The sequence below is a fragment of the Kribbella sp. HUAS MG21 genome, assembly GCF_040254265.1.
In the GTDB taxonomy this organism is placed as follows: Bacteria; Actinomycetota; Actinomycetes; order Propionibacteriales; family Kribbellaceae; genus Kribbella.
The window spans coordinates 7,564,932-7,587,740 of record NZ_CP158165.1 but is presented as its reverse complement, the minus strand read 5'-3'; the positions used below and the strand labels follow the sequence as shown (position 1 = coordinate 7,587,740).

Genomic DNA, 22,809 nt, shown 5'->3' with positions numbered 1-22,809 from the left:
TGAACGACGTACGACGAGAGAGGTTCTGACATGTCTCGGCCAGGTTTCGTGCTTGAGGTGGACGACCGGACGCCGCCGCTGATCGTGCACAACGGCGAAGGGTTCCTGCTGGAGCGCTTCCCGCTCGGCACCCGGGTGGTGTACCCGCCGGAGGCCCTGCCCGCGGTCCGCGACGTCGACGAGGCGATCCAGAACGCGCTGCTCAACCCGATCGAGTCCGAGCCGCTGCCGGAGCTGCTGCGCCCCGGGATGCGGCTGACCATCGCGTTCGACGACATCTCGCTGCCGCTGCCGCCGATGAAGAAGCCGGACATCCGGCAGCGCGTCATCGAGGCCGTGCTCGAGCTCGCCGCCCAGGCCGGCGTCGACGACGTCGAACTGATCTCGGCGAACGCGCTGCACCGCCGGCTCACCCCGAACGAGCTGCGCGACATCGTCGGCGAGCGGGTCTTCCGGTCGTTCTTCCCCGACGGCAAGCTCTACAACTTCGACGCCGAGGACCGCGACAACCTCACCCACCTGGGCCAGACCCGGCACGGCGAGGACGTCGAGATCTCCAAGCGCGCCGCCGAGTCCGACCTGCTCGTCTACGTGAACGTGAACCTCGTCGCGATGGACGGCGGCCACAAGTCCACGTCGATCGGGCTGGCGTCGTACAAGTCGCTCAAGCACCACCACAACAGCCACACGATGATCCACTCGCGGTCCTTCATGGACCACAAGGCGTCGAAGATGCACCACTCCGCCTGGCGGATGGGCGAGGTGCTGACCGAGCACGTCAAGGTCTTCCAGATCGAGACCACGCTCAGCAACGACATCTTCGGCGGGCCGATCGAGTTCCTGCAGAAGCGCGAGTGGGAGTGGTCGCTCAAGGACCAGGCCTCGATGCTCGGCACCAAGCGGGCGCTGGCCGCCGCGCCGCCGAAGCTGCGGCACAAGATCTTCACCGACGTCCGCGCGAACTACGGCCTCACCGGCGTCAACGCCGGCGCCATCGAGCCGGTGCACGAGAAGACCCTCGAGATGGTGCACCGCCAGCACCTCGTCGAGGTCCAGGGCCAGGCCGACGTCGGCGTCATCGGCGTACCGTATCTCGGCCCGTACAACGTCAACTCGGTGATGAACCCGATCCTCGCCGCCTGCATGGGGATGGGCTACCACTTCAACTCCTACCGCGGGAACCCGATCGTCCGGAAGGACGGCGCGCTGATCCTGTACCACCCGGTGCCGTACGAGTTCAGCCAGCTGCACCACCCGTCGTACGTCGACTTCTTCGAAGAAGTGCTTGCCGAGAGCACCGACCCGGCGACCATCGAGGCGAAGTTCGAGAAGCAGTACGCCGAGGACCCGTGGTACATCCACCTGTACCGGACGTCGTACGCCTACCACGGCGTGCACCCGTTCTACATGTGGTACTGGATCAGCCACTGCCTCGACCACTGCGGCGACGTCGTCTGGGTCGGCGCCAACCGCAAGACCGTCGAGCGGATGGGCTTCCGGTCCGCGTCCACGCTGCAGGACGCGCTCGAGATGGTCAGCCACTCGGTCGGCCGGTCGCCGTCGATCACGTACCTGCACAACCCGCCGCACCTGATCGCGGACGTGCGCTGATGGGCAACAGCGTGGTGAAGTTCAGCCGCGACACCGTGCGCGACGTGAAGCAGGTCGCGCGCGGGTGGCGCTGGGGCCGGCGGCCGCAGGTACCGCGGTCCGCCGAGCCGTACGTGATCCCCAAGGAGACCACGGTCTTCCCGACCAAGTGGGCCCGGACGCCGGCCGCGATCGCGGTCCGCGACCTGATCCAGAAGGGCCCGCTGAACGCCGTCCTGAACTTCGAGGTCAGCCCGCAGGTCAGCGGACTCGACTCGCTGCTCAAGCTGGACGGCCCGGCGATCATCGTCGCCAACCACTCGTCGCACCTCGACACCCCGCTGCTGCTGCTGTCGCTGCCCGACGCGATGCGCCGCCGTACGGCGTTCGCGGCCGCGGCGGACTACTTCTTCGACACGTGGTGGCGCGCGGCCGGGTCGGCGATCGTGTTCAACACGTTCCCGATCGAACGCCGCGGCGGCAAGATGAGCTCCACCCCCGGCGACCTGCTCGCCGACGGCTGGAACGTCGTCGTCTTCCCCGAAGGCACCCGCTCACCCGACGGCTGGGTGCAGCGCTTCCGGATGGGCGCCGCCTACCTCGCCGTCGAACACGACGTCCCCGTCATCCCCGTCGGCATCAAGGGCTCCTTCGCCGCCATGCCCCGCGGCCGCGGCTGGCCGGTCCCCGGGCGCCCCGCCGTCCACGTCCGGTACGGCGACCCGCTCCGCCCCGCCGACGGTGAAAGCGCCCGCGACTTCGCGCCCCGCATCGCCGCCGCCGTCTCCGCCCTCCTCGACGAGGAATCCACCACCTGGTACGAATCCCGCCGCCGAGCCGCCCTGGGCACCTCCCCCTCCCAAACCGGCCCCGACGCCGCCCACTGGCGCCGAGTCTGGGAATCCACCCGCCCCCTGAAATCCACCGACAACCGCCGCCGCGCCTGGAAATAACCCCCAGCCCACCGGTGGGCGGGCAGACCAGTCACCTCCCCGCCCACCCACCCCGGAGCTGGCTCGCCGGGAGGTGGCGCGGGGGCCAGAGGTCGGTGTCCCGCCCACCCACCGCCGGATGCGGGGAGGTGTGGGTGTGAAGGGCGGAGGTACTGTCCCGCCCACCCACCCCGGGGTTGGTTGGTGGGGAGGTGGTGTGGGGGCTGGAGGTTGGTGTCCCGCCCACCCACCGCCGGATGCGGGGGGTGAAGGGCGGAGGTAGTGTCCCGCCCACCCGCCACCGGCTTTGGGTAGCGGTGGCGCTAAAGGCGGAGGCACCGTCCCGCCCACCCACCGTCGGCTGTGGTTGTTGTGGGAGGTAAAGCGCGGGGTGGCGGTCCTGGCCCGCCCACCCACCCGAGGCGCGCGCTTGCGCACCGCGCCCCCGGATGTGATCTGGGGCGGAGATCCCGGGCGATCTCGCGACACGTGGTGGGGACTGGAGACAGGTAATGACGTGTCTCGTGTCCCCAGGGCCTATCGCAAGTTCGCACGCGGTTCGCGGCGGACCGACTGGCGCGCGGCTCTAGCCGGCTTACCCACGGGTCGCCGACCTCCGGCGTCCCCGGTGCACCGGCCTCCCGCAGTACCCGCCACCCCGGCGTCGTGACGCTTTGCCCGATCGACGTCCTCGGCAGTTGGCGCCCTGGCGCACTGGCCCCGAGCTGCTCGGCCCTTAGACGTCATCGGCGTCACGGCGCCTCGCCAACCGCATGCGCCCGCCATCCGTTCCGGCCCGGCAGCCCCGGCGCCCGGCGCTGCCCTGATCTGCTCCGGCAGCCCGGCACCCAGGCGTCTCGGCTGCCCGACGTCTTGGCGCGCCCGGCATCGCCTGGGTTCAGTGGGCCCGATACGCGCGTGTTGTTGGTGGGGCCGCGTAGACCTGGGGGTCGGTAGGGTGCGGGTGGTGGGCGAGGGTGGGGTGCGGCGGGTTTCGCGGTGGGGGCGGTATGGCGGGGCGGTGGGGCTCGGGTTGATTGTGGCGGGGGCGTGGTGGTTGTGGCTCCGGTCCGGTGATGATGCCCCGGAGGCCGTCGTGATCGTTGGGACCGGTGCGGCGATCATCGCCGGCACCCTGCTCGTCATGAATCTCGGTGTCCGGCCGCGGGTTCGTGGGCAATACCTCGAGGTCTCCACGATGATCGGCCGCCAAGCACTCGACCTGGACAACCTCATCGGCGCCCGCTGGCAGCGTTCCCGTGGTGGGTCCGTCAGTCTCCGGTTGAGTGATGACCTGACCGACGTCGTCCTCGTCGTACCGCTTCCGCCCGAGGTCTTCCCGGCCGTCAAGGAAGCCCTCAGCAGCGCGGCAGCACGCGGCGTCGTGTTGCCGCAGCGCGTCACCACGCTCTTCAACCTGCCCGCGATCCCCGGCGCTCCACGCTCCGGGAGCAGCTACCTCCCGCTGATCGTGGCCTTCCTCGCGGGCAGTGCTGTCCTCGGAGCGGTCGTCGGGCTGATCGCGGGGCGCTGAACGCTACGCTTGGCCGCGTGAGTCTTGCTGTGCGGGTCATTCCCTGTCTGGACGTCGATGCCGGGCGGGTGGTCAAGGGTGTCAACTTCGCGGATCTGCGGGACGCGGGCGATCCGGTCGAGATGGCGCAGGTGTACGACGCGGAGGGCGCCGACGAGCTGACCTTCCTCGACATCACCGCGTCGTCGGGGTCGCGCGAGACGACGTACGACGTCGTGCGCCGTACCGCCGAGCAGGTGTTCATCCCGTTGACCGTGGGCGGTGGCGTCCGCGAGGTGACCGACGTGGACCGGCTGCTGCGGGCGGGGGCGGACAAGGTCGGGATCAACACCGGCGCGATCGCGCGGCCCGAGGTGATCCGGGAGATCGCGCACCGGTTCGGGAACCAGGTGCTGGTGCTGTCCCTCGACGTACGGCGGTCCGCGGAGCAGCCGAGTGGTTTCGAGGTCACGACGCACGGCGGGCGCCGCTCGGCGGGGCTGGACGCGATCGAGTGGGCGCAGCGCGGGTGCGAGCTGGGTGCGGGGGAGATCCTGCTGAACTCGATGGACGCCGACGGGACCAAGCAGGGCTTCGACCTGGAGCTGATCAAGGCGGTCCGCGCCGTGGTCGACGTACCGCTGATCGCCAGCGGGGGAGCGGGGGCGCCCGAGCACTTCCCGCCGGCGGTGCAGGCCGGTGCGGACGCCGTCCTCGCGGCCAGCGTGTTCCACTTCGGCGACTTCCGGATCGCCGACGTGAAGAAGGCACTGCGCGACGCGGGGATCGTGGTCCGGTGAGCCCGACGGAGTCGGCGGCCGGCCTGCAGGTCGAGCGGTCGGAGGAACTGGTCGCGGCGATCGAGCAGGAGCTGTCCGCGCTGTTCCGGCGCTCGCGATCCGCGTCGCTGCGGCTCGCGCGGCGTGTCCACCCGGACATGGACGCCGCCGGCTACGCCCTGATCTCCCAGATCGAGCTCGGCACCGGCGGCGGGGCCGGGGTGCGCGCGTCCGACGTCGCGCAGGTGCTCGGTCTCGACAAGTCGACGGTCAGCCGCGGCATCACCCAGCTCGAGAACCTCGGGCTGATCGAACGCGTCGGCGACCCGGACGACGGCCGCGCCCGGCTGCTGCGCCTCACCACCACCGGCGCCGAGCGATTCGAGGCCATGCGGACCCAGCGGCAGACCGAGTTCCGCGCCATCCTGGACCGCTGGAACCCGACCGACCTCGCCGACCTCGGCCGCCTGCTGAACCGCCTGAACGCCGACCTCGGCTAGCCACACAGCCCGGTAACTAACTGTCACCGGGCAGTCTCAACACGCACACATGGTTGCAGAAACCAACTATCTGCCTATATAGTTGGGTTATGCAACTAGCTCAGGAACCCCTCGTCCCGGGGGTAGAGCGGGATGCGGCCGCCCAGGAGCTGCTCGAAGGAGTCAGTTCCCTGGTCCGGGCCGTGCGGTGTATCGAGCACCGGCAACTGACGAACGACGGCGGCCTGCGCCGGTCGGACGCCAGCGTGCTGAAGGTGCTGCTGAAGGGCGGTGAGCAGCGCGGCGGGGAGATCGCCGCGAAGCTCGGCGTCGACGCCTCGGTGGTGAGCCGCCAGCTGACCGCGCTGGAGGCCGACGGACTGGTGAGCCGTCGGCCGGATCCGGCCGACGCCCGCGTCGGGCTGGTCAGCCTCGCGCCCCGTGGGAGGGCCCAGCTGGAAGCCCTCTACGCGTCCTACACCCAGCAGCTCAGAACCGCCCTGGCGGACCTCGACGACGACGGGCTGATCGCGGCCGCTGCCACCCTGCAGCGGATCGCGGTCGCCATCACCGAGGCCAACCAGGTCGTGAGGCGCTACCCCAAGACTGGAGACTGATGACCGTCACCGAGACCCGGCGGGAACTGCTGAGTACGCCGGAACTCACCCACCGCGAGATCCTCGAGATCCTGGTCGGGCTGCTCGCCGCGCTGTTCACGGCGATGCTCAGCTCGACCATCGTCAGCAACGCCCTGCCGACGATCATCGCGGACCTCGAAGGCACCCAGACGCAGTACACCTGGGTACTCACCGCGAGCCTGCTGGCCACCACGGTGTCCACGCCGATCTGGGGCAAGCTCGCCGACCTGATGAGCAAGAAACTGCTGGTCCAGCTGGCGATCTCGGTCTTCGTGATCGGGTCGGCGCTCGCCGGGCTGGCGCACAACGTGCCGTTCCTGATCGGCGCCCGGGTGCTGCAGGGCCTCGCGATGGGCGGTCTGATGGCGCTCGCGCAGGCGATCATCGGCGCCGCGATCCCACCCCGGTCGCGGGGCCGGTACTCGGGCTACATGGGCGCCGTGATGGCCGTCGCCACGGTCAGCGGCCCGCTGATCGGCGGCGTCATCGTCGACACGTCGTGGCTCGGCTGGCGCTGGTGCTTCTACGTCTGCGTCCCGCTGGCCGTGGTCAGCCTGGTAATCCTGCAGAAGTACCTGCACCTGCCGGTGCTCAAGCGCGAGGTCAGGATCGACTACCTCGGCGCCGTCCTGATCAGCGTCGCGGCCAGCCTGCCGCTGCTGTGGGTCACCTTCGCCGGTACGGACTTCGCCTGGATGTCGTGGCAGTCCGCGCTGTTCGTGGGCGGCACGCTGCTGTTCGGGTTCCTCGCCGTACTGGTCGAGAGCCGTACCCCCGAGCCGCTGGTCCCGCTGAAGGTCGTCCGGGAGCGTACGACGGCACTCGCGATCGTCGCGAGCCTCGCGGTCGGTGTCGCGATGTTCGGCAGTGCGCTGTTCCTCGGGCAGTACTTCCAGATCGCCCGCGGCTACAGCCCGACCGAGGCCGGCCTGCTGACGATCCCGATGATGCTCGGTTCGTTCATCGGCTCCGCGGGATCCGGGCAGCTGATCACCCGGTACGGCAAGTGGAAGCGGTACCTGGTGGCGGGCGGCGTCCTGCTGCTCGGCGGCCTGCTGATCCTCGGCACCATCGACCACACCACGCCGTACTGGCTCGTCGGCGCGGGCATGCTGGCGCTCGGCCTCGGAACCGGTATGACGATGCAGAACCTGGTGCTCGCCGTCCAGAACACCGTCGACGTGACGCAGATCGGCGCGTCCTCCGCGACAGTCGCGTTCTTCCGCAGCCTCGGCGGTGCGGTCGGCGTCTCGGCGCTCGGCGCCGTCCTCGCGGTGCGGGTCAAGGACCTGATCGTCGCCGGCGTACTCGCCGGCCCGAACGGCGCCGAGGCGGCGCGCAAGCTGCAGGAAGGCGGCACGAGCCTCCTCGACGTCAACCACCTGCCGCCGCAGCTGGCCGAGCTGGTCCGGCACGCGTACGGCGACGCGACCGGGCGGATCTTCCTGATCGCGGCGGCCTGCGCCGTCGTCAGCCTGGTCGCGGTCGCGTTCATCAAGGAGGTCCCGCTCCGCCAGACCGTCGCCAAGCTCGATCCCATCGACGACTAGAGCGAAGGCGGTTCCAGGCCGGTCAGTTCGCGGGTGCGGATGATCGGTGAGCCGACCAGCCACAGAACGGCGAGCAGGCCGCCGGCCGCGGACACGAGGAGGGTTTCCCGGACGCCGATCCAGGTGCCGAGGAACCCTCCGACGACCGCGCCGAGCGGCCTGATCCCGTAGTTGATACTGCTGAACGCCCCCACGACCCGGCTCCGCATGTGGTCGTGGATGACCGCCGCCTGCAACGAGTTCAGCGGTACGTCGAAACACATCACCGCGAACGCTCCGACGAACTCGGCCACCGCCAGCGCGACCGCCTTCCACCACGTCGGCCCGCCCGCCAGCGCCGCGATCGCGACCGACCCCGGGAAGATCACGGCCCCGGCGGCGATCACGGGCCCGGCGCCGAACCGCCGGCTGAGCGGCGACGCGGCGACCGCACCCAGCAGCCCGCCCGACGCGCCGACCCCGAACGCCACCCCGATCACGCCCGCGGACAGCCCCAGGTGCCGGCTCGCGAACAGCACGAGCAGCGCCATGCTCATCAGGTTGAAGAAGTTCACCGTGGTCGCGCACCCCAGGCTGCGGTTGATGTAGGGATGCTTCAGGACGTACCGCATCCCGGCCGCGGCCCGCCGCAGCAGCGGCTCCTCCGACTCCTCCGGGACCCCGGGCGCCACCTTCAGCCGACTGAGCTGTACGGCGGAGAACGCGAACGTCAGCGCGTCCACGACGATCGCGATCGGCGCCGTCAGCCACTGCACGAGCAGGCCGCCGACGGCCGGGCCACCCATGAACGACAACGACCGCGTCGCGGACAGCTTGCTGTTCGCCTCCAGGTACTGGTCCCGGCCGACGATCCGGACGAAGAACGACGCGTACGCCGTGTTGAACACGACATGCGCCGTACCGGCCAGGATCGCGATCACGTACAAGTGGCCGAGGGCAAGGAAATCCAGCCAGTACGCGACCGGCAGCGTGAGCAGCAGGACCGTCCGGGCCAGGTCCGCGGCGATCATCAGTGGGCGCTTGTCGCGCCGATGATCGACCCAGGTGCCGATGAACAACGACGCGAGGTTGGGCAACCAGACCGCCGCGGTCAGGAAGCCGACCTGGCTGGGGGAGGCGTCGAGCATGGTCACGGCGATCAGTGGCAGCGCCAGCTCCGTGATCCGGTCGCCGAACTCGGACACGCCCTGCGCGGACCAGAAGGTCCGGAACCGCCGGTCCCGCCACAGGCTCGTGGCCGCGAGCGTCTTCATGGCCGGTCCGTTGCTTCTGGCAACGAGAAGCGCAAGTGCCGGACGGGCCGGGCATCCGCCGGTACGTCGTCGCTACTGTGCCGCTGGACATACGGCGCCAGCAGCTGCTCGATCGCGGCCTCGAGTTCTTCCTCCTCGGCGGGTGTGACGAGCAGCAGGGTGTTCGCGGAGCCGGCCAGCCGGCTCCACTCCGGCTCGAGTTGCGGTTCGGTCTCGCCCAGCCAGTGCTGCGCCGCCTCGAGCGCCTGGTTCATCATTTCGGTGCGCAACAGCCGCCCGGCCTCGGCGCCGTCCTGGGTGTCGGGCATGTCGTACCGGAACCCGCGCGCCACCGCGTTCCACCACCGCTGCCGGCGGTCCGTGCCGCTCGGCGGCGGTACGTCGACCACCAGCCCGAAGTTCGCCAGGTGCCGCAGGTGCCAGCTCGTTACCGAGGGGGAGGCGCCGACGTGCTCGGACAGCTGGGTGGCCGTCGACGGGCCGTTGCGCTGCAGATAGCTGAGCGCGGCGAGCCGCACCGGATGCGCCAGCGCGCGCATCGCCTGCGGGTCGGTGATCTCGAAATCGCCGTACGGATTCTTGAGAGACATGTTTCGAGAGTAGTCTCTCAGATATCTGAGAGCAATGTCTCAGATCGAGATCGTGCGCATCCAGACGTCGCTGATCAGGTCCGGGCGCATGCCGACACCGGTGTAGAGCGCGACCGCCGGGGTCGGGTTGTTCGTGTCCACGTGCAGGATCGTCCCGGCGCGTCCGGCGGCTGCGTCGACGGCGAACGTGTTCCGCAGCAGGTACTTCGCCAGCCCGCGACCGCGCGCGGCCGGAACGACGGCCAGCCGCCCGACGTACCCGCAGTTCTCGGTGCTGACGAAGTTGTGGTTGCACTCGGTCATCCCGACCGGCTGCCCGTCGAGCTCGAGGATCGTCAGCTGCGACCAGTCGAACGTCGACCGGCTCTCCCGCGACGCCGCCCACTCCGCGAACGGCCGCGGCAAAGTGCCGGGCTGCTCCTTGAACGCCTCCATCAGTACGGCGTGCGCGGCCCGGCGACTGGCCTCGTCCGGAGCACCCCGCCGTACGACGACACCGTCCGGCACCGGCGGCTGCGGCACCGGGCCGTCGAAGGTGATCCGCATCCGGTGCACCGACGTACCGACGGCGAAGCCGCGCGCGGCGAGGATCTCGGGCAGCAGCTGGTCCTGGCGGATGACGCCGACTCGTACGACGACCTCGCGGTGTGCGGTGATGCGGCCGACCTCGTGCGCCCGGCGCTCCGCCTGATCCAGCAGCCAGTGCAGGACGGTTGGGTCCTCGGCGAGGATGTCGACGCCCAGGTGCGAGCCGCCCGTGATCGCGACCGCGGTCGCCGACCCGGCGAACCCGTCAGGACCTTCCACCACCCAGCCGTCGGTCGCGAGGTCGATGCCGGGGTCGCGGAGGTAGTTCGCGACGTCCTCGGGGCTGTGTTTCGCGAACCCGAGCAGCGCCGACGTGTAGACACCGGACCGCTCGGCGATGAGCGCGGCGTCATCCAACCGCATCGCCCGCGCGGCGTGCCCGGCCGGCAGGCTCATGCGCCGACCTCGCGCCGCCAGACCTCCATCACCAGCACCGCCTGCATCCCCACCGACAGGTACACACCGAGCGCCGGGGTCGGGTTGTTCGTGTCGACATGCAGGATGGTCCCGCTCCGCCCGGCCGCCGCGTCGACCGCGAACTGGTCCCGCAGCAGGAACTTCGCCAGCCCGCGGCCACGCGCCTTGTCCAGCACCGCGAGCCGCCCGACGTACCCGCAGTTCTCGTCCTCGACGAACTGGTCGTTGCAGAGCCGCATCGCGACCACTTCGCCGTCGAGTTCCAGCAAGGTGAGCTGGGACCAGTCGAACGCGGAGTGGTTCTCCTGCGACGCCTTCCACTCCGCGAACGGCCGCGGCGAGAACCCGAACTGCCCCTCGAAAGCGGCGTTCAGTACGTCGTGCGCGGCCCGCTGACCGGCCTCGTCCGGCGTACCTCGCCGTACCGTGACCCCGGCCGGAACCTCGGGGACGGCGACCGGCCCGGCGTGATCGATCCGCATCCGGTGGAACGTCGTACCGCGCTCGAACCCGTAGCCCGCGAAGCGGTCGCGGCGGGCGACGTCGGCCTGGTAGGTGACCGTGTCGACCTGCACCGCCGGGTGCCCGTACTCCCGGGCGAACTCCGCGGCCCGGCCGAGCACGCGGTCGAGCAGCCAGCGCTCGACGTCCACGTCGGCGGTGACGATGTCCGCGTCGAGGTCCCGGTGGTCACCCTTGCCGAAGATCGATCCGTACCCGACCAGCTGCTCGCCGACGTACACCAGCCAGGCGTCCGTTTCGGGGACGAAGCCCGGCTCGGACAGCTCGTCCTGCGCGTCTTCGAGGGTGTAGTCGGCGAAGCCGATCACCGACGTGTTGTAGTCGGACACCAGCTCGAGAATCGCCCGCGCGTCCTCGGATGTCGGCGGCCGGACGGAGTGGGTCTCAGGCAGTACGGCGGTCATCCACACATGGTGCTGAACGACCGCCGCACCGGCTACTCAATTAGCAGGCCTTGTCCCACTCCAGCTCACAGGCCGGTTGCGCCGTCCGCAGCGTGGACGCGGCGGCAGCCGGCGCCTGGTCGGACCAGGACGCGAGCGTGACGCCGACCGCGTCCTCGATCGAGCGCGGGCTGCTCAGGTAGTTGTTGCTGATCATCGCGAACGCCAGCTTCCGGCCGTCCTTGGTCGTCACGTACCCGGACAGGGAGGTGACGCCGGTGAGCGAGCCGGTCTTGCCGTGCAGGTTGTTCGCGGCGGGCGTGTTCCGCATCCTGCTGCGCAACGTTCCGCCGACGAAGCGGTCAGGGTTGCCGGCGATCGGCAGCGCGTCGTACCACTGCTGCCACCACGACTCCTGCTGGACGCCGATCAGCAGGTCGGTGAGCGCATCGGCGGTTACGTTGACCTTGCGCGACAGTCCGGACCCGTCCGACAGTCGGATCCGGCTGGTGTCGACGCCGACGCTCTTGGCGTAGTCGGTCGTCACCCCGAGCCCGGCCGGCCAGCTGCCCTGTGCCTTCGCGGCCGCGCCCATCGCCTTCACCAGCGTCTCGGCGTGCATGTTGTTGGAGAGCTTGAGGAACGGCGTCATCAGCTCGCCGACCGTCATCGACTCGTCGCGCGCCAGCCGGGTCGCACCCGCGGGCGTCGCCGCGTTCTTGATCCGGCCGCCGACCGTGATGCCCTGTGCGGCCAGCGCGCGCCGGAACACGTCGGCGGCGTACAGCTGGGGCTCCCAGACGGTCACCCACTCCTCGCCGACCGGCGCACCGAGCGGGACCGAGCCGGTGACGCGGACGACGTTCGTGCCGTGCTCGCGCTCGATGCTCAGCGTGTTGGGCGAACCGGCCGCGCCGGTGGTCGCGGTGCTGACCAGCTTCAGGACGCCGTTCGCCGGGACCAGGTCGAGCTGCACCGGCGCGCCGACGGTGGCAGCGGGGCGGCTCTCGACGATCGCCGTCCCCGAGTCGTAATCCGTGTCCGGAGCGAGCGTCAGCGCGGAGATCTGGGCGTTGTAGTAGAACGGCTCGTCGTCCCAGGCCCAGCTGTCGCCGAGGCGGACGTTGTCGAAGTACGTGTCGTCCGCGACCAGGTTGCCGTAGACGCGCCGGACGCCGGCCGCCTTCAGTTGCTTGGCGAGCGCGGCGTAGTCCGACTCGAGCGCGGTCGGGTCGCCGTACCCCTTGAGGTAGAGGTCACCGAGCAGCTGTCCACCGCGGACGGGTGCGGTGGCGAGGACGTCGGTGTGGAAGCGGTACGACGGACCGAGGACGTCCATCGCGGCGGCCGAGCTGAACAGCTTGGTGTTGGACGCGGGCAGCATCCGCTGACCGCCGTTCCGGTCGTACAGGGTCTCGCCGGTCGTCGCGTCGCGGACCACGAGCGCGACCTGCGACCCGTCGTACCGGCTGTCGTTCAGCAGGCTGTCCAGCTTCTGCTGGAGCGCTGTTTGTTGTTGTACTGCGGTCGGCGCTGCGGCGGACTGCGTCAGCACACCGCCGACGGCCGCGGCCGCAACGGTCACCGCGGCGACCACCCCGCGCCCCGACACTCTTCGTAAAAGACTCACGAGACACTCCCTCAACCCAGGCGGAAACCAACTAGCGGGAGTCTCCACCGCGGATTCGCCCCCGGTCCAGGGATTGAGGTCTCGCGTTTCAGGTGAATCGATGGAAAAGTTGTTCGCACAGGTATCCGCCCCCACCTGAGGAGTCCCGTATGAGACGACTTCTGGCAGCCGTTCTGGCTGTCTTCAGCCTCACTTCCTTCCTCTCCGCGCCTGTGCAGGCCGCCACGACCGCCGCGGTCATCCCGAGCGTGGTGATCGGCGAGAACTTCCCCGATCCGGACGTGTTCCAGCACAACGGCACCTGGTACGCCTACGCCACGAACGGCGGCCGCGGCACCCTGCCGGTCGCGACCGCGCCGAGCGCGAACGGCCCGTGGACCGTCCGCGGCGACGCGATGCCCGGCGGCCCGTCCGGCGCCTGGGCCCAGCCCGGCCGCACCTGGGCGCCGGACGTCCACCCGAACCCCGACGGCAGCTTCACGCTCACCTACACCGCCTGGCACAAGGCCTCCGGCCGGCAGTGCATCGGCGTGGCCACCGCGACGAATCCGCTCGGCCCGTTCCAGCCGATCGGTACGGCGCCGTTGATCTGCCCGCTGGACCTGGGCGGCGCGATCGACGCGAACACGTTCGTGGCCAACGACGGCACCCGCTACCTCGTCTGGAAGAACGACGGCAACGCGATCGGCAAGGCATCGACGCTCTGGCTCACCCGGACCGCCGACAACGGCCGGACCCTGGTCGGCGGCAACACCGCGCTGCTGACGTCGAGCAGCGTGATCGAGGCGCCGGACCTGGTGCAGCGCGGGTCGCAGTACGTGCTGTTCTTCTCCGGCGGCGGGTACACCGACTGCAACTACCTCACGTCGTACGCGACCTCGAAGAGCCTGAGCGGTCCGTGGACGACGGCGTACCGGCCGTTGATGACGACCGCGTCGTTCGACAACCGGATCTGCGGCCCCGGCGGCGCGGACTTCGTCGGGAACAAGGTGTTCGTCCACGGCTGGGTCAACGGCGGGCGGCACATGTACGTCGCCGACGTCGGGTGGGCGAACGACTACCCGGTGGTGCGCGGCAGCCGGGTCCGGTACGAGGCGGAGCGCGGGACGCTGAACCACTGCGTCGTACGCTCCAACGCCGCCGGCGCGTCGGACGGGAAGGTGGTCGCTTACATCGACTACGCGGACTCGTGGGTGGAGAACACCGTGTTCGCTCCGGTGGCGGGTGGTTACACGCTGCACGTCGGGTACGCCAACGGCTCCGCGTCGGCCGCCAGCCACGGTCTCGTTGTCAACGGCAACAACGCGGGCTCGGTCAGCTACCCCGTCACCGGCTGGGACAACTGGCGGCAGAGTTCGGTCGCGATCACGCTCAACGCCGGCTGGAACACGATCCGGCTGACCAAGGGCACGCTGTACACGGAGGTCGACTACCTCGAGGTGCAGTAATCCTGTAGGTGCGACCCCGTAGTCTCGTACTGCACAGCGGGACCGGACGGGGAGAGCACGAAGCAGGCGATGGCGAAACCACCAGAACAGCTGTCGAAGGAACGGCGGCGACGTCCGTTGTGGCTGGACGTCCGCCGGACCGGACGCGGCCTCCAGGCGATGCTGTACGGCGGCCTCGCCTCCCTGGTCACGCTGGTCATCACGTTCTGGACGCTGCCGCAGATCAGCAGCGACGGCCGGCTGCCGATCCTGCGGCTGGTCGTCCTGCTGGCGGTGTTCTCGGTGCTGATGCGCTGGATCCTGGCCGGGATCGCGGTACTGATCGGGTCGATCGGCGTCCTGGTCGGCGGCCTGTTGTCGCAGTTCGCGGTCGTCTACCTCGGCATCACCGTCGACCCGGGGGTGAACCTGCACGGCGGCGTCGAGGCGCCGGTGCTGGTCGCGATCGTGATGTCGTCGGTGAGCGCCTTCGTCGGCTGGGTCGCGTACGCGGGCAGTGACGACGCGTACGTCGCGGAGGTGATGCGGCTGGTGCACCGCCGCGCCCGGCGGATCCAGCCCGCGCCGAAGACCGGGATGCTGATCATCCAGATCGACGGCCTGTCCGCACCGCTGCTGAACTGGATGGTGCTGGCCGGCAACCTGCCGAACCTCGGCGGCTGGATCCGCGACGGCCGGCACTCGATGCTCGCCTGGCACACCGGCGTCCCGGCGACCACCCCCGCGAGCCAGGCCGGGATCCTGCACGGCGGCTCCGGGCACATCCCGGCGTTCCGCTGGTACGAGAAGGAGACCGGCCGGGTGATGGTCACCAACCGGGGCCGGGACGCGGCGGAGATCGAGGCCCGGATGTCGACCGGGCGCGGGCTGCTCGCGGACGGCGGCGTCAGCATCAGCAACAACTGGTCCGGCGACGCGGACAAGTGCGAACTGGTGTTCAGCCGCGCCGGCCTGCCGAACAGCCGCAGCCACGGGTACGTCCGGTTCTTCTCCAGCCCGCAGGGCGCCGCGCGCGGCCTGATCCTGTGCGTTGCGGAGATGATCAAGGAACTGCACCAGGCCCGCCGCCAGCGCGCCCGGCATCTGGTCCCGCGGGTGAAGCGCGGCGGCGCCTACATCTTCCTGCGCGCGGTCACCAACGTCCTGCTCCGCGACCTGAACGTCTCGCTGATCACCGACGAGCTGGTGAAGGGCACCCCGGTGATCTACTGCGACTTCGTCGACTACGACGAGGTCGCACACCACGCCGGCCCCACCCGGGCCGAGTCGCTGCAGACGCTGGAGGGCCTCGACCGGGTGCTCGGCGCGCTGCAGCGGATCATCGACATCCTGCCGCACTCGTACGAGATCGTCGTGCTGTCCGACCACGGCCAGAGCCAGGGCTCGACGTTCCTGCAACGGTACGGCCGGACGCTCGCCGAGGTGGTCGACGACCTGGTCGACACCACCAAGGAGCCGGTCGCCGCGGTCGGCAAGTCCGAGGGCTGGGGCCCGGTGAACGCGTTCCTCACCGAGCTGAGCATGCGCCGCAGCGTGGCCGGCACCGTCACCCGGAAGGCACTGCACCTGAAGGACGGCGAGGTGGAGCTCGGCCCGAAGGAGTGCGAGCCACAGGTCACCCCGGACGAGCAGATGGTGGTCACCGCGTCCGGCAACCTCGCGCTGATCTACCTCGCGACCACGCCCGGCCGGGTGCCGCTGGAGGAGATCGAGCTGCTGCACCCGAAGCTGATCCCGGGCCTCGCGACCCACCCCGGCATCGGGTTCGTGGTCGTCGACTCGCTCGCCGAGGGGCCGGTCGCGATCGGCCGCGCGGGTGTCCGGGTGCTGCGCTCCGGCCGGGTCGAGGGCGAGGACCCGTTGGCGCGGTACGGCGACTTCGCGGCCGCGTCGATGCTCCGCCAGGCCGAGATGCCGCACAACGGTGACCTCGTGGTGGTGAGCCGGCTCGACGAGTTCACCCACGAGGTGGCGGCGTTCGAGGAGCTGGTCGGCTGCCACGGCGGGATCGGCGGCTGGCAGACCGAGGCGGTGCTGGTGCACCCGAGTCGTTGGGTCCTGGAGGAGCCTCCCGTAGGCTCCGACGCGGTCCACGCGGTGCTGGTCGGCTGGCTGGAGAAGCTCGGCCAGCGCAAGGACGTGGCGGAACCGGCGAAGGTGGAGGCCTGACGCGTGCGAGTCACCTGGTGGGGGCATTCGACCACCACGATCGAGGCGAACGGCACGCGGCTCCTGACCGACCCGGTGCTGACCCCGCGGATCGCGCACCTGCGCCGCCGCCGCGGTCCGGCGCCGGCCCCGGAGGCGGGGGAGTGCGACGCGGTCCTGATCTCGCACCTGCACGCCGACCACCTGCACCTGACCTCGCTGCCGTTCGTCTCCCCGGACGCCGCGCTGGTCGTGCCGCGGGGCGCCGCGCGGCTGATCCACGCCGACCGCGGACCGCGGTACTCGGACCGCTGCATCGAAGTTGCTCCCGGCAACCAGGTGCGGATCGGCGGGCTCGAGATCACCGCCGTCACCGCGCATCACGACGGGCGCCGGCTGCCCTGGTCGGCGTACTCCGCGCAGCCGGTGGGGTACCGCGTCGACGGCGCGCCGAGTGTCTGGTTCGCGGGCGACACCGACCTGTACGACGGGCTCGCCGCGGAGACCGGGCCGGTCGATGTGGCGCTGGTGCCGGTGGGCGGCTGGGGCCCGTCGCTCGGGCCGGGGCACCTGGACCCGCTGCGCGCCGCGGAGGCGGTGCGGCGGGTGGGCGCGTCGATGGCGGTGCCGGTGCATTTCGGGACGTTCTGGCCGATCGGCCTCGACTGGGTCCGGCCGGACCTCTTCCTGGCCCCGGGCGACAGATTCAAGACCGCGATGACCGAGGTGGATCCCGCGGTGAAGGTGGAGGTTCTGGTGCCGGGCGAGTCGGTCGAGGTCAGCCCATGACGGTGCACATTGCGCGCCTCCGGCGCGCTGGGTCATGGGGCTGTTGCTCCCGTCCTTCCCTCGTCGCTCCGGTCGCTTCGCTCCCTCCGCTCCTCAGTCCAGGACGGGAGGCCCCATGACCGGAGAGACCAAGTTCGATCTCTGGTACTTGTTCGCGCTGGCGGGCGCGGTGCTGATCGGGGCGGTGCTGCCTGTGCTGCCGACGGGTGCGGCGGTGTCGGCGGGCGCCGTACTGGCGTCGCACGGCAGCCCGATCGGGCTCGTCGGGGTGCTGATCGCGGGCGCGGCCGGCGCGTACGTCGGGGACCTGATCGTGTATGCCGGCTGCCGGTTCGGCGGGGAGCGGCTGGCCAAACGGATCGGCTGGCTCCGCGACAACGCGTCGCTGGACAACCTCCGGGAACGGTTGGCCGAGCACGAGATCACCGTGTTGCTGACGTCCAGGCTGATCCCGGGCGGCCGCGTGCCGGTGCTGCTCGCCGCCGGGCTCGCCGGGTACAAGTGGGAGCGGTTCGCCCTCGTCGACCTGACCGCCTCGTCGCTGTGGGCAGCGGTCTACATGGCGATCGGCCTGCTCGGCTACGCGCTCTTCGACGAGCCGTGGGAGGGCGTGGTCGCCGCGATCGCGCTGGTCATCCTCACCACGGTGGTGAGCAACCTGATCCGGCGCGCGCGCCGCAAGCGCTCAGAGGCCGAATGACGCGTTGCGGAGCTGCTCCACCGCCTCCGCCTCGCCGTCCAGCTGTACGTCGGCCACCGCCTGCCGCCCGCTGCAGAACAGCACCAGCTCCGCGGGCTCACCGGTCACGGTCACCGAGCCGCGCTCGTTCGGCCGCTTCGCGACGGAACTCGTGCCGTCGGGCCGCCGCAGCACCATGCCGCTCGGCGCCTTCCGCGCCATCGCCTTCGCGGACAGCCGGACCGCCTTCCACAGTCCGTCCTGCTGCTCGCGCGGCAGCGTGCGGACGTCGTACGACGGCTGCGCGCGGCGGACGTCCTCGTGGTGGATGAAGTACTCGGTCGTGTTCAGCTGCGCGCCGAGCTTCGGCACCGAGAACAGCGACACCGGCGGCGGACCGCTGCGCACCATGCCGACCAGCTCGGCGAAGCCGTAGCGCTCCTTCACCCGCTGCATCCGCCGCTCGGTGGTGTCCGACAGCGCCGGGATCACCAGTCCGGGCCCGGCCATCGGGTCCGCCTCCCGGACGTACAGATGTACGGCGAGGTCGTACGCGTCCCAGCCCTCGCACAGCGTCGGGGCGGCGGGTCCGACCTGGTCGAGGAGGTCACACAGAGCTAGTCGTTCCACCCGGCTGTAGTCGGTCACATTCTCGATCGTAGTTGTCCGGACCGGGTGGCAGAATGTCAATCGTTGTCATTCCCGTGCCCTGTTGATGCACCTGACTGCCACCCGACTGCCACTGACTGCCACCTGACTGCTTGGAGCGTGTTGCCCGTGCCACCGAAAGTCCCGGACAAGGGCAGCGTCACCCGGCGGGGCTTCGGGGTGCTGCGGGTCGCGATCTGGGAGGAGCCGGGCGTCTTCGCGCTGTCGGTGCTCGCCAGCATGCTGTACGGCGCGATGACCGTGGCCGGCGGCTGGGCGCTCGGCTGGTCCACGGACCGGCTGATCCGGCCGGCCTTCGAGCGCGGCGACACCAGCGCGGGCGCGATCGCGGCACTGATCTCGCTGTTCATGGGCATCGCGATCCTGAACGCGATCGGCGTGGTCGGGCGGCGGCTCGGCGCCGGTGTCATGCAGTTCCGGCTGCAGGCGACGTACCGCCGGCGGGTCACCCGGCAGTACCTGAAGCTCCCGCTCGAGTGGCACCACCAGCACTCCACCGGCATGCTGCTGTCGAACGCGAACGCCGACGTGGAGTCGACCTGGTTCGTGATCGCGCCACTGCCGATGGCGATCGGCGTGATCGCGATGCTGGTGTTCGCGACCGTGGCGATGTTCGCGGCCGACGTCTGGCTGGCGCTGGTCGGCTGCCTGGTGTTCCCGCTGGTCTTCCTCGCGAACGTGATCTTCCAGCGCTACCTGCAGCCGCTCGCGACCCGGGCGCAGCAACTGCGCGCCGACGTCTCCGAGGTCGCGCACGAGTCGTTCGACGGCGCGCTGGTGGTGAAGACGCTCGGCCGCGAGGCCGCGGAGACCGAGCGCTTCCGCGCCCCGACGTACGCGCTCCGGGACGCGAACATCGCGGTCAACAAGGCCCGCGGCATGTTCGACCCGGTGATCGACGGCCTGCCCCGGCTCGGGGTGCTGGCGGTGCTGCTGGTCGGCGTCGGGCGGGTGCGTTCGGGCGGCGCCGACGCGGGCGACGTGGTCCAGGTCGCGTTCCTCTTCACGCTGATCGGGTTCCCGATCCGGGCGCTCGGCTGGGTGCTCGGGGAGCTGCCGCGGTCGGTCGTGGGCTGGGACCGCGTGCAGCGCGTGCTCACCGCCGAGGGCGGGATGGAGTACGGCGAGGCGCGGCTGACGTCGGCGAAGGCGGCCCGGCTGCAGGTGGCCGGTGTCCGCTTCGGCTATTTGCCGGAGCGGGACGTGCTCGCCGGGGTGGACTTCACGATCGAGCCCGGGAAGACCGTCGCGGTCGTCGGGCCGACGGGCTCCGGGAAGTCGACGCTGACCACGTTGCTGACCCGGCTGGTCGACCCGGAGGAAGGCGCGGTCAAGGTCGACGGGATCGATGTCCGCGACCTCGCCCGCGACGAACTGGCCGGCTCGGTCGCGCTGGTGGCGCAGACCGCGTTCCTGTTCGACGACACGATCCGCGGCAACATCACGCTGGGCGGTGACTACACCGACGACGACGTCTGGGACGCGCTCCGGATCGCGCAGGGCGACGGCTTCGTGAAGGCGCTGCCGGACGGCCTCGACACCAAGGTCGGCGAGCGCGGTACGACGCTCTCCGGTGGGCAGCGGCAGCGGATCGCGCTGGCGCGGGCGCTGGTCCGGCGGCCGCGGCTGCTGATCCTGGACGACGCGACCAGCGCGGTCGACCCGCAGGTGGAGGCGCGGATCCTCGCCGGGCTGCGGTCCGCGGTCCAGGAGGACGCCGGAGCGGCGACGACCGTGCTGGTGATCGCGTACCGGAAGGCGACGATCTCGCTCGCCGACGAGGTGCTGTTCCTCGACGACGGCCGGATCCGCGCGCAGGGCACGCACACCGAACTGCAGGCGTCGTCGGCGGCGTACCGCGACCTGGTGGACGCCTACGAGAAGGACTCCGAGCGCCGCCAGGAAGAGGCGGAGCTCGCGGCGGACCTCGACGACCTCGACTCGGAAGGAGCATCGGCGTGAGCGCGGCGGAAGCAAGTCGGCTGGATCATGGTGACAACGCCGGTGGGCTGCAGACGCTCAAGGACGGGCTGAAGGTCTCGCCGGAGCTCGGGCGCGGGTGGTGGCTGACCGGGATCCTGGCGCTGACCATGACGGCCGGGCGGATCGTCGTACCGATCGCGGTGCAGCAGACGATCGACAAGGGGCTGTCCGGGCCGGGCGGGCCGGACATGTCGTACGTGGCCTGGATGTGCCTGGTCTGCGCGCTGGGCGTGATCCTCACCGCGGGCGCGTCGTACCTGACGACCGTGCGGCTCGCGGTCAACTCCGAGCACGGGCTCGCGACGATGCGGATCAAGGCGTTCCGGCACGTGCACGACCTGCCGGTGCTGACCCAGAGCACCGAGCGGCGTGGGGCGCTGGTCAGCCGGGTCACGTCGGACGTCGACACGGTGTCGCAGTTCCTGCAGTTCGGCGGCTTCATCTTCCTGGTGAGCCTCGGGCAGATGCTGCTCGCGACGATCGTCATGTTCGTCTACTCCTGGCAGCTCGCGCTGGTCGTGCTGCTGTGCTTCATCCCGCTGTTCGCGAGCCTCAAGTACCTGCAGCGCGCGATGTCGTCGGCGTACGGCGTCGTCCGGGCGAAGGTCGGCGAGATGCTGTCCGCGATCGCGGAGCCGGTCGTCGGCGCGCAGGTGGTCCGGTCGTACGCGATCGAGCAGCGCACCCAGGACCGGATCGACGCGTCGATCGACGACTACCGCCGGACGGCGACCAAGGCGCAGGCGATCACCGGCCTGACGTTCTCGATCGGCGGTCTGGCGGCCGGCCTGGCGAACGCGGGCGTCCTGACGGTCGGCGTGTTGCTCGGCGTGGACGGGCAGGCGACGCTGGGTGAGCTGCTGGCGTTCATGTTCCTGGTCGCGCTGTTCTCCGACCCGGTGCAGATCGCCACCCAGGTTCTGACCGACGCGCAGAGCGCGTTCGCCGGCTGGCGGCGGGTGCTCGGCGTGATCGCCACGCCGGCCGACGTCGCCGACCCGGGCGAGGCGGGGGTGAAGCAGGCGCGCGGGCCGATCACGGTCGACTTCGACGACGTCGACTTCGCCTACCCGGAGGGTGAGCTGGTGCTGCGCGATGTCGACGTACGGATCGAGCCCCATCGGCGGGTCGCCGTCGTGGGGGAGACCGGGTCGGGGAAGACGACGTTCGCGAAACTGCTGACCCGGCTGATGGACCCGACGTCCGGGGCGGTGAAGCTGGACGGGGTGGACGCGCGCGAGATCTCGTTCGAGTCGCTGCGGGAGCGGGTCGTGATGGTGCCGCAGGACGGGTACCTGTTCGACGCGTCGCTCGCCGACAACGTGCGGTTCGGTCGGCCGGACGTGACCGACGCGGAGCTGCTCGCCGCGTTCGAGTCGCTCGGCCTCACGGACTGGCTGGAGTCGCTGCCGGACGGGCTGAACTCGCCGGTCGGGCAGCGCGGTGAGTCGCTGTCCGCGGGGGAGCGGCAGCTGGTGGCGCTGGTCCGCGCGAACATCGCCGACCCGGACCTGCTGGTCCTGGACGAGGCGACGTCAGCCGTCGACCCTGGCACCGAGGTCCGGGTGAACGCGGCGCTCGAGCGCCTGATGGCCGGGCGTACGTCGGTCACGATCGCGCACCGGCTGTCGACGGCCGAGGCGGCCGACGAGGTGCTGGTGTTCGACGAGGGCGAGATCGTGGAGCGCGGGCCGCACGCCGAGCTGGTCGGCGCCGGCGGTGTCTACACGCGACTGCACGAAAGCTGGATCGCCCAGCGCAGCGCCCTCTAGGGCAGCGCCCTCCAGGGACGTGGCCGTGCGCCGGCCGGGAGCAGTCCCGGCCGGCGGCACGGTTCGCCTCGTCAGGGGGTCGGGGCGGCGCCGTTCTCGCGGCCCTGGCCCGGCTGCGGGACCAGGAGGAACTCGACACCGCCCTTGTCGTCGACTGCCGCGTCGAGGATCTTGTCGTCGAGAGCGTTGGCGGCGTTCTCCTCGAGGAAGACCCGCGCACCGGCCTCCTCCACCACCTGGTCACCCGGTTGCGGTGCCTCGGTCGTGGTCACCGCGAGTGCCGGATCCGCCGGGTTCTCCTGCGAGATCCGCACCCCGGCGCCCGCCGGCGCGCCCTCGACCCCGGTGATGCTCTTGATCACCAGCGTCGCGTTCTCAGTCAGGGTCAGCACAGCAACTCCATCCGTCGATTGTCACTAGCCCCCGCCCCGTGCCCGACCGCCGGAATCACAAACAC

At 70.6% G+C, this 22,809-nt stretch carries 20 protein-coding genes; 13 read left to right on the top strand and 7 right to left on the bottom strand.

Translation table 11 applies throughout. The features are described 5' to 3' along the window. Positions 1–30: 30 nt before the first annotated feature. The 7 genes from ABN611_RS36650 to ABN611_RS36620 all read left to right on the top strand — a co-directional run bounded on the left by ABN611_RS36650 (position 31) and on the right by ABN611_RS36620 (position 7,481). Positions 31–1,611: a lactate racemase domain-containing protein gene (locus ABN611_RS36650; RefSeq protein ID WP_350276888.1), complete on the top strand. Its 1,581-nt coding sequence runs from the start codon at positions 31–33 to the stop codon at positions 1,609–1,611. Next, complete coding sequence (locus tag ABN611_RS36645) at positions 1,611–2,543, top strand: lysophospholipid acyltransferase family protein (protein WP_350276887.1); 933 nt, start codon at positions 1,611–1,613, stop codon at positions 2,541–2,543. Before ABN611_RS36650 ends, ABN611_RS36645 begins: the two co-directional genes overlap by 1 nt. Before the next feature lie 1,075 nt (positions 2,544–3,618). After that, positions 3,619–4,056 (top strand): hypothetical protein, encoded by a 438-nt coding sequence (locus ABN611_RS36640; protein WP_350276886.1) that lies wholly within the window; start codon positions 3,619–3,621, stop codon positions 4,054–4,056. Positions 4,057–4,073: 17 nt separating this feature from the next. Then, on the top strand, positions 4,074–4,835 hold the full coding sequence (gene hisF, locus ABN611_RS36635; protein ID WP_350276885.1) for an imidazole glycerol phosphate synthase subunit HisF: 762 nt from the start codon (positions 4,074–4,076) through the stop codon (positions 4,833–4,835). Beyond that, a complete protein-coding gene (locus ABN611_RS36630; RefSeq protein WP_350276884.1) occupies positions 4,832–5,314 on the top strand; it encodes a MarR family transcriptional regulator in 483 nt (160 codons plus the stop codon). Before hisF ends, ABN611_RS36630 begins: the two co-directional genes overlap by 4 nt. A gap of 89 nt (positions 5,315–5,403) precedes the next feature. Further along, positions 5,404–5,910, top strand: coding sequence for a MarR family winged helix-turn-helix transcriptional regulator (locus tag ABN611_RS36625; protein WP_350276883.1), 507 nt, complete (start codon positions 5,404–5,406; stop codon positions 5,908–5,910). Further along, complete coding sequence (locus tag ABN611_RS36620; protein ID WP_350276882.1) at positions 5,910–7,481, top strand: MDR family MFS transporter; 1,572 nt, start codon at positions 5,910–5,912, stop codon at positions 7,479–7,481. The genes ABN611_RS36625 and ABN611_RS36620 overlap by 1 nt, the downstream gene beginning before the upstream one ends. Here ABN611_RS36620 and ABN611_RS36615 read toward each other — a convergent pair. Genes ABN611_RS36615 through dacB form a run of 5 tightly spaced genes read right to left on the bottom strand, consistent with a single transcriptional unit; the run spans position 7,478 to position 12,864 of the window. Further along, a complete protein-coding gene (locus ABN611_RS36615) occupies positions 7,478–8,734 on the bottom strand; it encodes an MFS transporter (protein ID WP_350276881.1) in 1,257 nt (418 codons plus the stop codon). The genes ABN611_RS36620 and ABN611_RS36615 overlap by 4 nt on opposite strands. Beyond that, positions 8,731–9,324 (bottom strand): ArsR family transcriptional regulator, encoded by a 594-nt coding sequence (locus ABN611_RS36610; RefSeq protein WP_350276880.1) that lies wholly within the window; start codon positions 9,322–9,324, stop codon positions 8,731–8,733. The genes ABN611_RS36615 and ABN611_RS36610 overlap by 4 nt, the downstream gene beginning before the upstream one ends. 39 nt (positions 9,325–9,363) lie before the next feature. Continuing rightward, positions 9,364–10,308 carry a GNAT family N-acetyltransferase gene (locus ABN611_RS36605; RefSeq protein WP_350276879.1) on the bottom strand — a complete coding sequence of 315 codons (945 nt, stop codon included), beginning with the start codon at positions 10,306–10,308 and terminating at the stop codon, positions 9,364–9,366. Beyond that, entirely contained in the window at positions 10,305–11,255 is a 951-nt protein-coding gene (locus ABN611_RS36600) for a GNAT family N-acetyltransferase (protein ID WP_350276878.1), read from the bottom strand. Before ABN611_RS36600 ends, ABN611_RS36605 begins: the two co-directional genes overlap by 4 nt. A gap of 40 nt (positions 11,256–11,295) precedes the next feature. Continuing rightward, the gene (gene dacB / locus ABN611_RS36595; RefSeq protein WP_350276877.1) at positions 11,296–12,864 is read right to left on the bottom strand and encodes a D-alanyl-D-alanine carboxypeptidase/D-alanyl-D-alanine-endopeptidase; all 1,569 of its coding nucleotides are present in this window, start codon (positions 12,862–12,864) and stop codon (positions 11,296–11,298) included. A 149-nt stretch (positions 12,865–13,013) separates the two neighbouring features. On the opposite strand from dacB, the gene ABN611_RS36590 reads away from it, so the two are divergent. The 4 genes from ABN611_RS36590 to ABN611_RS36575 all read left to right on the top strand — a co-directional run bounded on the left by ABN611_RS36590 (position 13,014) and on the right by ABN611_RS36575 (position 17,949). Next, entirely contained in the window at positions 13,014–14,312 is a 1,299-nt protein-coding gene (locus ABN611_RS36590; protein ID WP_350276876.1) for a family 43 glycosylhydrolase, read from the top strand. A 69-nt stretch (positions 14,313–14,381) separates the two neighbouring features. Further along, positions 14,382–16,481: an alkaline phosphatase family protein gene (locus ABN611_RS36585; RefSeq protein WP_350276875.1), complete on the top strand. Its 2,100-nt coding sequence runs from the start codon at positions 14,382–14,384 to the stop codon at positions 16,479–16,481. A 3-nt stretch (positions 16,482–16,484) separates the two neighbouring features. Then, the gene (locus ABN611_RS36580) at positions 16,485–17,249 is read left to right on the top strand and encodes an MBL fold metallo-hydrolase (RefSeq protein ID WP_350276874.1); all 765 of its coding nucleotides are present in this window, start codon (positions 16,485–16,487) and stop codon (positions 17,247–17,249) included. 115 nt (positions 17,250–17,364) lie between these two features. After that, complete coding sequence (locus ABN611_RS36575; protein ID WP_350276873.1) at positions 17,365–17,949, top strand: VTT domain-containing protein; 585 nt, start codon at positions 17,365–17,367, stop codon at positions 17,947–17,949. On the opposite strand, the gene ABN611_RS36570 is transcribed toward ABN611_RS36575, so the two are convergent. Further along, positions 17,935–18,576: a TIGR03085 family metal-binding protein gene (locus ABN611_RS36570; RefSeq protein WP_350276872.1), complete on the bottom strand. Its 642-nt coding sequence runs from the start codon at positions 18,574–18,576 to the stop codon at positions 17,935–17,937. The genes ABN611_RS36575 and ABN611_RS36570 overlap by 15 nt on opposite strands. A 129-nt stretch (positions 18,577–18,705) precedes the next feature. Between ABN611_RS36570 and ABN611_RS36565 the strand changes: the two genes are divergently transcribed. Further along, the gene (locus ABN611_RS36565) at positions 18,706–20,559 is read left to right on the top strand and encodes an ABC transporter ATP-binding protein (RefSeq protein WP_350276871.1); all 1,854 of its coding nucleotides are present in this window, start codon (positions 18,706–18,708) and stop codon (positions 20,557–20,559) included. After that, the gene (locus tag ABN611_RS36560; RefSeq protein ID WP_350276870.1) at positions 20,556–22,352 is read left to right on the top strand and encodes an ABC transporter ATP-binding protein; all 1,797 of its coding nucleotides are present in this window, start codon (positions 20,556–20,558) and stop codon (positions 22,350–22,352) included. Before ABN611_RS36565 ends, ABN611_RS36560 begins: the two co-directional genes overlap by 4 nt. 71 nt (positions 22,353–22,423) lie before the next feature. On the opposite strand, the gene ABN611_RS36555 is transcribed toward ABN611_RS36560, so the two are convergent. Next, a complete protein-coding gene (locus ABN611_RS36555; protein ID WP_350276869.1) occupies positions 22,424–22,744 on the bottom strand; it encodes a Fe-S cluster assembly protein HesB in 321 nt (106 codons plus the stop codon). Between the last annotated feature and the right edge of the window lie 65 nt (positions 22,745–22,809).